Here is a 15318-nt window from a genome sequence, read left to right as displayed (position 1 = left end):
AAAATATGATCAACGGCACATTAATTTTTATTAATAGTCACCATCACAGATGATGACTCATGATTTAAAAATATATAACAGCTTGATAAATATAATAAATAAATAGATATTAGAGAGAGGGTTAAACTTAAGAACACGTGGATAAATTGCCTTGATATGATGCAAACACGCCAAATTAAGTACTATTGCTTGCGTTCTATCACCACATTGACTTAATTTTGTGAGAAAGGTAAATGAAATAAGGTCTTTTAAATTCGTTTTATTGTTTTAGCTTAATCATTTGAATAAATTGATAGTAATTATTCTTTATCATTTTTCGATTTTTCTGCATTAATATTCTCAATAATACGATAGCATTATTGAGAATAATTCCCCTGTTTTCATCTGCTACTATGAAATTTCCATTTCAACAAGAAGCGTACAAAAATGAATATTGATTTAACAGGAAAACGCGCCTTAATTAGTGCATCAACCGCGGGTATCGGCTTTGCGATAGCAAAAGGGCTTGCAAGTAGCGGTGCAGAAGTATTGATTAACGGTCGTAATAAGAAAAGTGTTGATGATGCGGTATCCCGTCTACAAAAAGAGCTTCCTAGCGCTAAAGTATCCCCAGCCGTCGCTGATGTGAGCCACCCTGAGGGGCTCAACCTGCTACTCAGTGAAATCAAAGAGATCGATATTTTAGTCAACAATGCTGGCATTTATGGTGCTGAGGACTTTTACACAACCGACGATGCCACTTGGGATAATTACTGGCAAACCAATGTGATGTCTGCAGTACGTTTATCTCGAGCCCTATTGCCTGCAATGGTTGAAAAAGGCTGGGGGCGAGTTGTCTTTATTTCATCTGAATCTGCACGCAATATTCCTGCGGATATGATCCACTATGGTGTCACAAAAACAGCAATGCTCTCCCTTTCTCGTGGACTTGCTAAATATGTTGCTGGTACTGGTGTGACAGTCAATAGTGTTCTCCCTGGCCCGACCCTTTCTGATGGTTTTGCCAATTTGATGGAAGACGAAGCAGCGAGAACAGGTAAGTCAATCGAAGCACTCGCTAACGAATTTGTCGTTGCGCACAGACCAAGTTCAGTTATTCGACGTGTAGCGTCTGTGGAAGAAGTGGCAAATATGGTGGTTTATACATGTTCGAAACAAGCCTCTGCAACCTCTGGAGCGGCATTACGCGTTGATGGCGGAGTCATTGACGATATTATTTAATCATCGGTAAGCTTATTACCTAATGTATTGATTATCGAGTAGCAAGACAATTAACGGGGGGCAAAAACCTGCACCCCGCTACCTTAACTTTCACACTTAATATTTTTCAAATAACATTTGAATTTTTTGTGGGTCTTTAGTTTCAGTCAACGCTAGCTGCAATAATACGCGTGCTTTTTGTGGATTTAACCTTTCAGATGCCACGAAGCCATATAGATTATCATCGACCTCTGCATTACGTGTGGTATAGCCTGTTGGAACACGACTAGCACGTACTACAACCACATCCTCTTTTGCCGCTTTTGCTAGTGCATCAAATACCGTTTTGTACATGTTGCCGTTACCAACCCCTGCACTAACAATACCTTCGGCCCCTTCTTCTCTTAGAGCTTTAACAGGTGCTGCGGAAGCATTCGCATAGTTATAAACAATACCAACTGCAGGTAATTTATCGAGTTTACTCACATCAAACGCAGCGTTATTTTCCCGTGGCTGAGGCGCTTGGAAATACGTCACTTTGCCATCGTGGATAAACCCTTCAGCACCTGCGTTAACCGCATCAAATGCCTGAACTTCTGTGGTGCTCATCTTCATCACATTTCGGCCTTGAACCACCTTGTCATTCATTGCCATTAGCACGCCACGGTCACCAGCTGACTTATCCGTTGCAAGCACCACCGCATTATACAAATTTAGCGGCCCATCAGCTCCCAGTGCTGTTGATGGGCGCATTGCACCGACCAACACAATTGGTTTCTTACAATAGGTTGTTAAATCAAGAAAAAAGGCCGTTTCTTCTAGTGTGTCCGTTCCGTGAGTGATCACAAAGCCATCGGTTTTATCGCAGTCTTGGTTGATTTTTTTCGCCAACGTCAACCAAACTTGGTCATTCATATCTTGCGAACCGATATTCACCAATTGTTCGCCGCTTAAATTAGCAATTTTCTTGGTTTCTGGAACTGCATTAATTAACGCATCAATCCCCACTTTACCCGCTTGATAACTAGAAGAAGTTGCTGAATCCCCACCCCCAGCAATGGTTCCCCCCGTTGCTAATACCGTAATATTCGGTAAAGCAACGGCAGATACGGTAAACAGTGAAACCAGTGTTGCGAGCAGCGCTTTATTTCTGTTTTTCATCCTATTTTCCTTTCATTAATAAACTTCAGTTATTATGTGGGTTTATGCTAAATTTATTGTGATCTATACCCCAAATAATTCGAGTTGCAGGTAGGCGACAAGCGAAGATAGACGGGGAGCATAGATAAACTATGTGACTCGGCTAGCTAAGCGTAGTCAACACCGCTGCAAGTTGAAGGATTTCGGATATATATAATTATTTTAGGAGAAATAATAAATATTAAGATGATTTGTCTATTAATGAATAAAAAGCGTGAGGTTGCGACAAAAATCCGTATCATAGCCCGTTTGACACACTCTATTCACAAGTGACTGACAATGAGCCAAACATTTATTCCCGGCAAAGACGCCGCTCTTGAAGACTCCATTGATGCATTCCAGACCAAATTAAAAAAATTGGGGTTTGATATTGAAGAAGCGTCATGGTTAAACCCTGTACCAAACGTTTGGTCAGTACATATTCGCGATAAAGAGTGCCCTCTTTGCTTTACCAATGGTAAAGGTGCGAGCAAAAAAGCCGCTTTAGCTTCTGCCCTTGGCGAGTATTTCGAGCGTTTATCGACTAACTACTTCTTCGCTGACTTCTACTTAGGTAAATCCATTTCAGAAGGTGATTTTGTTCACTACCCAAATGAAAAATGGTTCCCACTAACAGAAGATGACAGCCTACCAGAAGGGCTTTTAGACAATCGTTTGATTAAATTCTATGACCCTGATGAGGCATTAGCCGCAAGCCAACTCATTGACCTACAATCTGGCAACGAAGAACGCGGTATTTGTGCGCTACCTTTTACACGCCAATCTGATGACAAAACTGTCTATATTCCAATGAATATCGTTGGGAACTTATACGTTTCTAACGGTATGTCTGCGGGTAATACAGCTAACGAAGCGCGTGTTCAAGGGCTTTCAGAAGTGTTTGAACGCTTCGTAAAAAATAAAATTATTGCAGAAAGCATCAGCTTGCCAACTATTCCAACAGAAGTGATGGCTCGTTACCCAAGCGTGGTGGAAGCAATTGATACCCTTGAAAAAGAAGGCTTCCCCATTTTCTGCTACGACGCTTCATTAGGTGGAAAATACCCCGTCATTTGCGTGGTGTTGTTTAACCCACAAAACGGCACTTGCTTCGCCTCATTTGGCGCACACCCTGACTTTGGTGTTGCCCTTGAGCGTACCGTTACTGAATTATTACAAGGCCGTGGCTTAAAAGACTTAGATGTGTTTAACGCACCAACCTTTGATGATGAAGAAGTGGCTGAGCACACCAACCTTGAAACACACTTTATTGATTCAAGTGGCTTAATTAGCTGGGATCTGTTTAAAGACGATGCGGATTATGAATTTGCAGATTGGAGCTTCAAAGGTACGACGCAGGAAGAATTTGCGACGCTTATTCGTATTTTCAATACGTTAGATGCCGAGGTTTACATCGCAGATTATAACCATTTAGGCGTTTATGCATGCCGTATTTTAGTGCCAGGTATGTCAGATATTTACCCTGTTGAAGATTTACATATTGCGAATAATGCAATGGGCGCTTATTTACGCAATACAATTATCAACCTGCCTGATAGCCAATGGGAAAAGCAAGACTACCTTGCCCTGATTGAGCAGTTGGATGATGACGGTTTAGACGATTTCACCCGTGTACGTGAATTGCTTGGTTTAGCGGTCGGTAAAGATAATGGTTGGAGCAACCTGCGTATCGGTGAATTAAAATCAATGTTAGCCCTTGCGGGTGGTGACCTTGAACAAGCTTTAGCATGGGTTGAGTGGACACAAGACTTTAACAGTTCAGTGTTCACGCCAGAACGTGCGAACTATTATCGTTGCTTGCAAACGCTATTGTTATTATCGCAAGAAGAAGAAAGAAACCCTGCGCAATACTACAATGCATTTGTCCGTATGTATGGGCAAGAAGCGGTCGATGCAGCCTCTGCTGCAATTGCAGGAGAGTCTTGCTTCTATGGCTTGTGGTCAATCGATGATGAGCTAAAAGCACTGCCAGCTCATCAAGCACTACTTGCGGCTTATGAAAAACTGCAAAAAGCCAAACGCGCTAACGCGTAATTAAGTCACAGGTTGGCGGGGAGCCTTCCCCATCAACCTGTTGTCATGTTATTGATGTAGATAAATCATAAATCCAACGAACGCTTCCACAATAAGAAATCAAATTGTTCTAAGCGATCCGCTTTCACCTGATATTCTCCACTCGCCGTTTCGATGACCCGTTCAAATAGCCCTTTACTGATCGTCGGCAATGGAACCCCATCAATGATTGGACCGCAGTCATAGTCGATCATGTCGGACAAACGTTCTGCTATTGCGCTATTAGTCGAAATTTTTAGTACGGGCACGATCGGGTTCCCTGTCGGTGTACCTAACCCTGTTGAGAAAATCACCACATTACAGCCTGCGGCAACAAGCCCAGTTACCGCGTCTACATCATTACCCGGCGTACAGACTAGCGATAACCCGCTATCAGGCATTGGCTCTGCATAATCACACACTGCACTTATGGGTGAAGTGCCGCCTTTTTTTGCCGCACCTGTAGATTTAATCGCATCGGTAATTAAGCCATCCGCAATATTTCCAGGGCTTGGGTTATCCGCGATGGTGGTGTTAAAGAAATTCGCCGTTTTTTCATAGCGTTCCATCAATTCGAGAAATTTCTTTTTGTCATCAAAAGATACGCAGCGTTTCACCATATCCCCTTCTGCACCACATAATTCGGGAAACTCCGCCAAACCAGATGCGCCACCTAACGTGACTAACCAATCTGAAACAAGCCCCATTGCAGGATTACCTGAAATCCCTGAAAAACCATCAGAAGCACCACATTTTACGCCCAATTTTAGGTGGGATAATGGCACATCAACCCTCGATTGTGGCTTAACCGCTTTCATGCACTCATAAGTTTGTTTGAGCGCAGTTTGCATCATTTCTTCTTCGCTATCCCACTCTTGTTGACGAAAATACAGTGCAGGCTTATCAAAGTTTGGGTTACGTGCAGCCAGTGATTCTTTAAACATTTTGCGCTGCGCTTTTTCACATCCTAAGCTAAATACCGTAATACCAATCACATTAGGGTGGTCTGCATAAGCTGCTAACACATCACACATGGTTTTACTGTCCGAGGTTGCACCGCCGCAGCCACTGGTGACAGTAATGCACCGAACGCCTTCAATATGCGGGAACAGCTTTGGTTTTGCTGTCGGCGTTTGCGTTCCTGCAGTTAAGTCTAGTGCAAAGCTTTTTAAGCTATTATTGGTGTAGCCTAATGCATCATTTAAAGCATCGGTTAATTTCGTCACATTGCGGTTTTCGCAAAAAACTAACGGGAAAATTAGCCAGTAATTTGCTGTTCCTACACGCCCATCTCCTCGTACATATCCTTGAAAAGTTCGTTTTTTATAAGCGGAAACATCAGGTGCTTTCCATTCGTATAGTGAATCATTTTCTAAGGAAACAGGAGCTGCATAATGGCGAATATTGTTCACCGTAATGGCTTCGCCTTTTGCAATGGGTTGCGTCGCTTTACCTACTGCAGTGCCATACATCGATACCACACCATCAATGGGTAACGCTTCTAAGGCAAATTTGTGTTTAGCCTTCACGTCAGTGACTAAGGTAATTTCTTCATTGCCCCAATGGTAAACTTCCCCAGCGTGCAAGTCTTTTAAGGCAACAATCAGGTTGTCGCTTTCATCAATTCGTAAAATCTTTTGCATGTCACACCTTCCAATTGTTGCCATTAATTCGATGACAAAACTTTATGGCCATTTTTATGAGAGTTCTTTTTAAGGAGCGCAATTAACACAGCACAACCCACAGTTATCACTGACAATGTCATGATCCCCGCTGTATTGCTGTTCATTACTTTATCCACTTCAACGCGGATGATAGGTGCAAGGAATGAACAAAATGCCCCCATAGTGGTACAAAAACCAATCCCCGCTGCTAATGCAGGACCACTGAGTAACTGAGGCGGAAACGTCCAGAAGACAGGTTGAACCGATAAGAAGCCCACCGCGCTTAAACATAGTGCTGCAATAGCAAAAACTGGGCTGGCAAATGCAGATAACGCTAAGCCCACCGCCGCAGCTAACATGCACAAAACAGATATTTCCACACGCTTTGTTGGATGGCGGTCGGCAAAGCGCGGAATATAATAGACACCAAAGGCTGAGCAAGCCCATGGAATAGCTGCCACTAACGATTGTTTGAATCCTAAGCTTTCCCCCATTAATGAAGCCACTTGGGAAGGCAAAAAGAACATCAGGCCATACACGGATATTTGGATGGTGCCGTAAATCAATGCAAGGTGCCACACCTTGGCATTTTTGAGCGCCGAAAGCACAGAGGTAGTTTCTGTTTTTGCATTTTCTTTGGCAAGTTGCTCCGTTAATGCCTTTTTCTCTTCGTCGGTTAAAAAACGCGCTTTTTCAGGGCTATCATCCAGATAAAAGAAGGCAAAAATACCAATAACAACCGCAGGCAAGCCTTCGATAACAAACATCCAGAACCAACCTGGACGGCCTAACCAGCCATGCAACTCTAATAATGCACCAGAAAGTGGAGAACCTAGCGTCAAGGCTAATGGCACCCCTAAAACAAATATACCAATCACTGATCCGCGGACATTATTAGGAAAATAGATTGATGCTAATAATAGAATTCCTGGATAGAAACCTGCTTCCCCTAGCCCTAATAAGAAGCGCAAAATAATAAATTGGGTTTCATTGGTGACAAAGCCTGTCATCGCGGAGAGTACGCCCCAAATGATTGTGGTGATACTCAACCATTTTTGGGCGCCTATTTTATTTAAAATTAAGTTTGCGGGGATACCAAATAATGCATAGGCCGCAAAGAAAATCCCTGCCCCAAACGCAAATGCAGAGTCCGATAACCCGATATCTAACTGCATAGCATCTTTAGCAAAACCAACATTCACCCGATCAATAAATGCAACGAAATACAAAATAAACATCAGGGGTACTAAACGTTTCCACGATTTTTTAATCGCAGAGTTTAAAACAGGATTGTTATAAGCTTGTGTTGTCGCCATGATATTTTTCCCTGTCGGTAAGATGTTCTATTGTGTTGTTATAGGAAAGATCAGAGCGGTGAATCAGCCAGTGCTAATAATTGCTGAAGTTGCTCTGTCTGTACACTGTTCAATCCAATAAATGGTGAGCTACAACGGTCTGAGTTAATCACTCCTTTCAGTTGCAACGCTTTTTTAAAAGTTGGAATAAAGGGAGCATTCACCCCGTAAATCGCCATCAGTTGGTCAACACGTTGTTGATGTTTAGCGACGAGCGCTAAATCGCTTTTTGCAAAGGCGTTCATCCATGAAGCAAAAAACTGCGGAATAATATTTGAAAGGCCACCAATACAACCGTTTCCACCTGATAACACGACATGAGCAAAGTTGTTGTCGTAACCTGCATAGACTTCAAAGTGTGGAATACGGGATTTCACAACGTCAATGACTTGTGCTGTATGATTAGTGTCGGGAATGGTATCTTTCAGGCCAATAATATGAGGGTATTTATCTGCTAAGCGTAAACACACTTCAGGTGATACAGAGTATCCCGTACGCTCAGGAAAGTTATAAATAAATATTTTTGCTGAGGTTTTTTCTGCTATTGTGCTGTAAAAGCGAAATACACCCTCGTCATCTAACGGAAAATAATAGGGGCTGATTATCATTACCCCATCGACCCCTTGCTCATTCGCATAATTGGCAAGTTCAATCGATTCATTGACATCTAACCGACTTGCTCCTGCATAGACCTTCATATCCCTTTTGGGGTAATTGCCACAAAGGTCAATCAAGGTTTTCGAACTGTTCATATCGAGTGCAAAAAACTCCCCCGTACTGCCCATCGTGACAAAACCCGAGACTTTTGTGCTAAGCGAATCATAAACTTGTCGATTTTGTTCAATATCAACGCGGCCTTTGTCATCAAAAATAGTGACAACAGGGGTGATATAGCGACTTTCCATACGTGATAGCTCCATTTGGTTATTGTTCATATATACAAACCTTATTCATAAATAAAAACAACATTAAATAACCACGAAAAATGGATTGAGTCAAATTTGAACAAAGTTAAAATAAAAACACCTTAATCAGTTGATTAAAAAGAAATAAATAAGAAGTTACTGATTATATTAAAAACAAGAAGGTCATTTTTTATTGGTAAATTTTGAACAGGATCACGACTTTTGCTGTCAACAGCGCAATGTCATTCGATAGATTTAGAAAAGAAATGGGTTTTTGCTAGTGATTTACATAGCTCAGTTTTGAACCTAGAATAGCGGCACAATTAATCAGGGAGGTGATTTAATGTCTACAGGACACATGCCGACAATTCGTGTTTTAGAGGTGCTTCAAGTATTGGCTGCAGAAAATACGGGGCTATCTTTAACGCAACTTTCTGATAAGACTGGAATTCTGAAAGGGACTATTTACCCCATTCTAAAAACATTGGTTGAGCACCGTTATATTAATTACGATGATAACAGCCAGCTTTATTATCTTGGTATCGCTTGTTCCATTCTTTCTCGCGTTTTCTTCGAAAAATCGTATTGGCTGAAAATGATCCATCGCGAGATGGGGCTTATTGTCGAACAATGTAATGAAGTTTGCCAAATGGGTATCTTAGATGGTGCTGATGTCCTGTATATTGATAAAGTACAATCTGCACAAAAAGTTCAGTTAGTCTCCAGTATTGGCACTCGCTTACCAGCTATCTATTCTGCGCTAGGTAAGGCAATGATTGTTAACTACAGTGACGAACAAATTTCCCAACTTTACCCTGCAGGTTTCACCCCGCTGACACAATACAGTGTTCATACTTTGCCACAATTACGTACGCAACTAAACGCAGTAAAAGAAAATGGATATGCCATTGATAATAAAGAAATTAATGAAGAAACCATTTGTTATGCTGTCGCATTGCGCCAACGAAACAAAATTATTGCTGCTATCAGTGTGTCTATCCCCACCTTCCGCAGTAACGATGAAAAAACAGCCCAAGTCATCGAAACGCTGTTAACCAGCCGCGAACGCATCGAACAAGAACTTAACACGCTAGATAATATTGAATTTTATAAATAATAAAAATTCAATATTGGCATATATAGTCTAAAATGATCTGGAACAACAATTTTTGTATGCCGTATCATTTTGTTGATTGTTAGCAAAATATGACAATTTGGCGGAAATTTAACAGATGGTTTTTGAGGTTTATATCAATAAATTTAGCGCTAAATTTAGACATAAGTTAAATACCTTAGCAAAGGGATCATATTGCACTTAAATAATTAACATTTATATGTATATTTTCACTTTCCGTGTCGCTAAAAATGCTCTTTATAAAAATTTTTAATAAAATTTAAAAAATATTTATTACTTAAATTTCAATTAGTTAATCTTATTTTTAACATAAAATTAACCATTTAGACGGTATTCTTGCGAGTGTTCATGATCCATATCAAATTTATCACTTATCCCCTTTGTTACTATTATTGCGTGCTATAATTAATCAACTTTGTAAGAGAGTGTTGGTATGAAAGCTGACAACCCTTTTAATTTATTGCCACCTGCTGTAATGGCGCAAGTCGCGGATGATGCTGGCTTTTATAAAGCGAACAAACATCCTGCAATTACTTACTTGTCAGCATTCACTGCCGGTATTTTTATTTCTATTGCTTTTGTTTTCTATATTACTGCAACAACTGGGGCTGCCGATGCACCATACGGCTTTACCAAACTGATTGGTGGGATTTGTTTCTCACTCGGTTTAATGTTAGTCGTTGTTTGTGGTGCCGACCTTTTCACTTCCACTGTCTTAACTATCGTTTCTAAAGCCACAGGTAAAATTACCTGGGGACAAATGTTCCGCAATTGGTTCAATGTATACATTGGCAACTTAATTGGCGCGCTGTTCTTTGTGGCTATCATTTGGTTTGCGGGGCAATACACTGCGGCTAATGGCCAATGGGGATTAAATGTCTTACAAACCAGTAGCCATAAATTGCACCACACCTTTATTGAGGCTGTTGCACTCGGAATTTTAGCAAACTTAATGGTTTGTCTGGCGGTTTGGATGAGTTATGCAGGTCGCAGTTTAACCGATAAACTGGTGGTATTAGTTCTCCCTGTTGCGATGTTCGTCGCCAGTGGGTTTGAGCATAGCATCGCCAACATGTTTATGATCCCATTGGGCATCATGATTAAAGAATTCGCTCCTGCTGAATATTGGACACAAATCAATATGGCACCAGAGCAGTTTTCACACTTAACGATTGGAAATTTTATTACAGATAACTTAATTCCAGTCACTATCGGAAATATTATTGGCGGCGCACTTTTAGTCGGCCTCATTTATTGGTTTATGCATTTACGTGGTGGCCAGAAACATTAATCGCCACTGACACACACGAAAAGATTTATTAAGATCCCTAAAAGATCCACTGTTAAAAGGTAAAAGTATCATGTCCGAATTAAATGAAAAATTCGCTTTAGCATGGCAAGGTTTTAACCAAGGTGACTGGCAGAAAAACGTCAACGTACGTGACTTCATCCAGAAAAACTACACTCCATATGAAGGTGATGAATCTTTCTTAGCAGGCTCTACCCCAGCAACTGACTCGCTGTGGGATAAAGTTATGGAAGGGATCAAAATCGAAAACCGCACGCATGCGCCTGTTGATTTTGATACAGATGTTGCTTCAACCATCACTTCCCATGATGCAGGTTACATTACTAAAGAATTAGAAAAAGTCGTTGGTTTACAAACTGATGCTCCTCTGAAACGTGGTCTTATCCCGTTCGGTGGTATCAAAATGGTTGAAGGCTCATGCAAAGCTTACGACCGTACTTTAGATCCAGAAATCAAAAAAATCTTCACTGAATACCGTAAAACTCACAACCAAGGTGTTTTCGACGTTTACACGCCAGACATCTTAAAATGCCGTAAATCAGGTATCTTAACTGGTCTACCTGATGCATATGGTCGTGGTCGTATCATCGGTGACTACCGTCGTGTTGCGCTGTACGGTATTGATTTCCTGATGAAAGACAAATTTAACCAATTCACCTCTTTGCAAGAAAGATTAGAAAAAGGTGAAGACCTACAGATGACTATCCAACTGCGCGAAGAAATTGCTGAACAGCACCGTGCATTGGGTCAAATGAAAGAAATGGCTGCAAAATACGGTTACGATATTTCTGCACCAGCAACAAACGCGCAAGAAGCAGTACAGTGGACTTACTTCGGTTACTTAGCCGCAGTTAAATCACAAAACGGTGCTGCAATGTCATTTGGTCGTGTTTCTACCTTCTTAGACGTGTATATCCAACGTGACTTAGAAGCTGGTAAAATCACCGAACAACAAGCGCAAGAATTAATTGACCATTTAGTCATGAAACTGCGTATGGTACGTTTCTTACGTACTCCTGAATACGATGAGCTGTTCTCTGGCGACCCAATCTGGGCAACTGAATCATTAGCAGGTATGGGTCTTGACGGCCGTACACTGGTAACGAAAAGTACTTTCCGTTTCTTGAACACACTGTATACCATGGGCCCATCTCCTGAGCCAAACATGACTATCCTGTGGTCAGAAAAACTGCCAATGAATTTCAAAAAATTCGCAGCAAAAGTGTCTATCGATACCTCATCAGTTCAGTATGAAAATGATGACCTGATGCGTCCAGACTTCGACAACGACGACTATGCAATCGCATGTTGCGTCAGCCCAATGATTGTTGGTAAACAAATGCAGTTCTTTGGTGCGCGTGCAAACTTAGCGAAAACCATGCTGTATACCATCAACGGTGGTGTTGATGAAAAACTGAAAATGCAAGTGGGTCCTAAACATGCACCAATCATGGACGAAGTCCTTGATTTCGATACTGTGATGAACCAAATGGACCACTTCATGGACTGGTTGGCAACTCAGTACGTCACTGCACTGAACTGCATCCACTTCATGCACGACAAATACAGCTATGAAGCTTCGCTGATGGCGTTACATGACCGTGATGTTTATCGCACCATGGCATGTGGTATCGCGGGGCTATCTGTTGCTGCTGACTCACTGTCTGCAATCAAATATGCGAAAGTTAAACCAATTCGTGACGAAGACGGTATTGCTATCGACTTCGAAATCGAAGGTGAATACCCACAATTTGGTAACAACGATTCACGTGTTGATGACATCGCGTGTGACTTAGTTGAACGTTTCATGAAGAAAATTCAGAAACTGCCAACCTACCGTAATGCGGTACCAACTCAGTCAATCCTGACCATCACCTCTAACGTTGTGTATGGTAAGAAAACAGGTAATACACCAGATGGCCGTCGTGCTGGTGCGCCATTTGGACCAGGTGCAAACCCAATGCACGGTCGTGACCAAAAAGGTGCAGTAGCTTCACTGACTTCTGTTGCTAAACTACCATTTGCTTACGCGAAAGATGGTATTTCTTATACCTTCTCTATCGTACCAAATGCGTTAGGTAAAGATGACGATGTGCGTAAAACGAACTTAGCGGGTCTGATGGATGGTTACTTCCACCACGAAGCGTCTATTGAAGGCGGTCAGCACTTGAACGTTAACGTCATGAACCGTGAAATGCTGTTAGACGCAATGGAAAACCCAGAGAAATATCCGCAGCTGACTATCCGTGTATCAGGTTATGCAGTGCGTTTTAACTCACTGACTAAAGAACAACAGCAAGACGTTATTACTCGTACTTTTACAAGTTCAATGTAATAATTAGCTCATTAAAATAAAGTAAATTAAAGACCCCGCTTTATGGGGTCTTTTTATCTATACTGTCAGTTAAAGACTACAAATCACTATTTCATGCATAAAGTCTTAGAAGTATGACGGATATTTTGGAGTACCTGCTATGTCTGCCGAAATTATTACAACAACCGATATCACTAAAACAGAATCGCCAGCAACGTTAGGCCGTATTCATTCATTTGAATCTTGCGGCACTGTTGATGGCCCTGGCATTCGTTTTATTGTCTTTTTCCAAGGCTGCTTAATGCGCTGCTTGTATTGCCACAACCGCGATACTTGGGATACCCACGGCGGCAACATTGTCACCGTCGATGAATTAATGAAAGAGGCGGTCACCTATCGTCACTTTATGAATGCAACGGGCGGCGGTGTCACCGCTTCAGGTGGTGAGGCTATTTTACAAGCAGAGTTTGTCCGTGATTGGTTCCGCGCCTGTAAGAAAGAGAATATTCATACTTGTTTGGACACTAACGGTTTTGTTCGTCGCTATGATCCTGTTATTGATGAACTGATGGATGTCACTGACTTGGTGATGTTAGATTTAAAACAAATCAACGATGATATTCACCAAAAGTTAGTCGGTGTCTCCAATCACCGAACGTTAGAATTCGCACAATATTTAGCTAAACGTAATCAAAAAACGTGGGTGCGTTATGTTGTTGTACCAGGCTGGAGTGATGATGATCATTCAGTACATCTGCTCGGCGAATTTACTAAAAACATGGGTAATATCGAAAAAATCGAATTATTACCTTACCATGAACTTGGTAAACACAAATGGGAAACCATGGGTGAAGAATACAAGCTTGATGGAGTTAAACCACCATCAAAAGAAGTGATGGAACGTGTCAAAAGCATTCTTGAAAGCTATGGGCACAAAGTCATGTACTAAATAAGTTGAGGCTCAACATTGAGCCTCTTCTTTATTTATTTGCCATTATTCCTATTTAAATAAAGGCAAATGGCCAATAAGCTGAGTCACCGCCTTTTTATTTCCCACCAGCCCAATACCCGCTAACTGAATATTTTTATATTCATGCTCTGACAACTTTTGCTGGTACTCACCATAAGTGCGACACGATTGCGCCAATAGACTAAAAGGAATGATATAAATTTCACTTTCTTTTAATGCAGCTTCTTCTATGTCTTTAATATACTGCTCTGGTGATTTTAAAATCGGTAAAGGGGCATAAATCACCCCTGGATAATGAATATTATCTGCACTGTTTAAATCTTGCCCCACCATATTGTTTACTTTATTTCCTAAGCTCACACCAATCACACTGGCGGCATTCATTGCAAGCCCGTTAGATAAATCCTGATTAACCACGATAGCGCAGCGATGCTCAGCTGGATTAAATATCATTTATGTCCCCTACTGTTTTTAATTGTGTTCAATTTCCCGATAATTATGGCATTTAAAGAAAGAAATAGGCTTTCTAACTCAGCTATGGCAAGCTTATTATTCGGTAATTTTTTTCTCTATTTAGTCAATAATAGGTAGGAATATTCATTTATGGCAATTGATAAGACAGAAACAAAAATTCTTTCACTACTGCAAGAGGATGCACGGATCACCAACCATGAACTGGCTGAAAAAGTAGGCATGTCCGCCTCACCCTGCTGGCGGAGAGTTAAAAAACTTGAAGAAGATAATATTATTCAAGGTTATCGCGCTATTCTAAACCGCAAAAAAATTGGCCTTGGTGTTATGGTGTTTGTACGTGTGATTATTGATAGTGACAGCGAGGCAGAAGCACAAAAATTTGAACAGGAAGTCAGCGAGCTTGAGAACGTTGTCGCCTGTTATAGCATTGGTGGTGATACTGACTTTTTACTGCAAGTGGTTTCTCATGATTTAGATTCTTACGCTGATTTTGCCATGTCAGTTATTCGCAGATTGCCAGGCATTAAAGAAATGCAAAGTATGTTTGTATTAAAAGAAATCAAGCCACTCGATGCATACCCTATATCTATTTTTGAATAACTTACCGACGCTTACCTTATTCTTCATAATGGTTATTAGTTATATTTTATTCCACACAATAACCATTTTTCATAAAAAACCATCCTAGTTAAAGTTAAAATAACCCTATATTTAACCAAAAAACACCAAACTAAACAGTC

General features: G+C 41.0%; 12 protein-coding genes. 7 read left to right on the top strand and 5 right to left on the bottom strand.

What is annotated here, in order from left to right:
• Positions 1-426 precede the first annotated feature (426 nt).
• Positions 427-1221 (top strand): SDR family NAD(P)-dependent oxidoreductase, encoded by a 795-nt coding sequence (locus tag M1F05_RS05915; protein ID WP_206085463.1) that lies wholly within the window; start codon positions 427-429, stop codon positions 1219-1221.
• Positions 1222-1317: 96 nt separating this feature from the next.
• On the opposite strand, the gene ansB is transcribed toward M1F05_RS05915, so the two are convergent.
• Complete coding sequence (gene ansB / locus M1F05_RS05910; protein ID WP_206088380.1) at positions 1318-2361, bottom strand: L-asparaginase 2; 1044 nt, start codon at positions 2359-2361, stop codon at positions 1318-1320.
• Between the two features lie 318 nt (positions 2362-2679).
• On the opposite strand from ansB, the gene ycaO reads away from it, so the two are divergent.
• Positions 2680-4434: a 30S ribosomal protein S12 methylthiotransferase accessory factor YcaO gene (ycaO, locus tag M1F05_RS05905; protein ID WP_206085461.1), complete on the top strand. Its 1755-nt coding sequence runs from the start codon at positions 2680-2682 to the stop codon at positions 4432-4434.
• A gap of 65 nt (positions 4435-4499) precedes the next feature.
• Here the strand turns inward: ycaO and M1F05_RS05900 are convergent, their stop codons facing one another.
• The 3 genes from M1F05_RS05900 to M1F05_RS05890 are packed head-to-tail and all read right to left on the bottom strand — an operon-like array spanning position 4500 to position 8376.
• Complete coding sequence (locus tag M1F05_RS05900; protein WP_206085460.1) at positions 4500-6095, bottom strand: UxaA family hydrolase; 1596 nt, start codon at positions 6093-6095, stop codon at positions 4500-4502.
• Between the two features lie 23 nt (positions 6096-6118).
• Positions 6119-7432, bottom strand: coding sequence for an MFS transporter (locus M1F05_RS05895; RefSeq protein ID WP_206085459.1), 1314 nt, complete (start codon positions 7430-7432; stop codon positions 6119-6121).
• Positions 7433-7482: 50 nt separating this feature from the next.
• Positions 7483-8376, bottom strand: coding sequence for a dihydrodipicolinate synthase family protein (locus tag M1F05_RS05890; RefSeq protein ID WP_206085481.1), 894 nt, complete (start codon positions 8374-8376; stop codon positions 7483-7485).
• Positions 8377-8719: 343 nt separating this feature from the next.
• Here M1F05_RS05890 and M1F05_RS05885 point away from each other — a divergent pair, with 343 nt between their 5' ends.
• From M1F05_RS05885 to pflA, 4 genes are all read left to right on the top strand, one after another.
• Positions 8720-9493, top strand: coding sequence for an IclR family transcriptional regulator (locus M1F05_RS05885; protein WP_206085458.1), 774 nt, complete (start codon positions 8720-8722; stop codon positions 9491-9493).
• 451 nt (positions 9494-9944) lie between these two features.
• Entirely contained in the window at positions 9945-10802 is an 858-nt protein-coding gene (gene focA, locus M1F05_RS05880) for a formate transporter FocA (RefSeq protein ID WP_206085457.1), read from the top strand.
• A 70-nt stretch (positions 10803-10872) separates the two neighbouring features.
• Positions 10873-13155: a formate C-acetyltransferase gene (pflB, locus tag M1F05_RS05875; protein WP_206085456.1), complete on the top strand. Its 2283-nt coding sequence runs from the start codon at positions 10873-10875 to the stop codon at positions 13153-13155.
• A 139-nt stretch (positions 13156-13294) separates the two neighbouring features.
• A complete protein-coding gene (gene pflA, locus M1F05_RS05870; protein WP_206085455.1) occupies positions 13295-14083 on the top strand; it encodes a pyruvate formate lyase 1-activating protein in 789 nt (262 codons plus the stop codon).
• 51 nt (positions 14084-14134) lie between these two features.
• Here pflA and M1F05_RS05865 read toward each other — a convergent pair whose 3' ends face one another.
• On the bottom strand, positions 14135-14557 hold the full coding sequence (locus M1F05_RS05865) for a DUF2000 domain-containing protein (protein ID WP_206085454.1): 423 nt from the start codon (positions 14555-14557) through the stop codon (positions 14135-14137).
• A gap of 150 nt (positions 14558-14707) precedes the next feature.
• On the opposite strand from M1F05_RS05865, the gene M1F05_RS05860 reads away from it, so the two are divergent.
• Positions 14708-15178, top strand: coding sequence for an Lrp/AsnC family transcriptional regulator (locus tag M1F05_RS05860; RefSeq protein ID WP_206085453.1), 471 nt, complete (start codon positions 14708-14710; stop codon positions 15176-15178).
• Positions 15179-15318: the final 140 nt, after the last annotated feature.

Origin of the sequence: Providencia sp. PROV252 (assembly GCF_033676005.1) — a bacterium.
Taxonomy (GTDB): Bacteria; Pseudomonadota; Gammaproteobacteria; order Enterobacterales; family Enterobacteriaceae; genus Providencia; species Providencia vermicola.
Note: the sequence above shows the minus strand (reverse complement) of the source record. Positions and strands in the feature narration are given on the sequence as shown.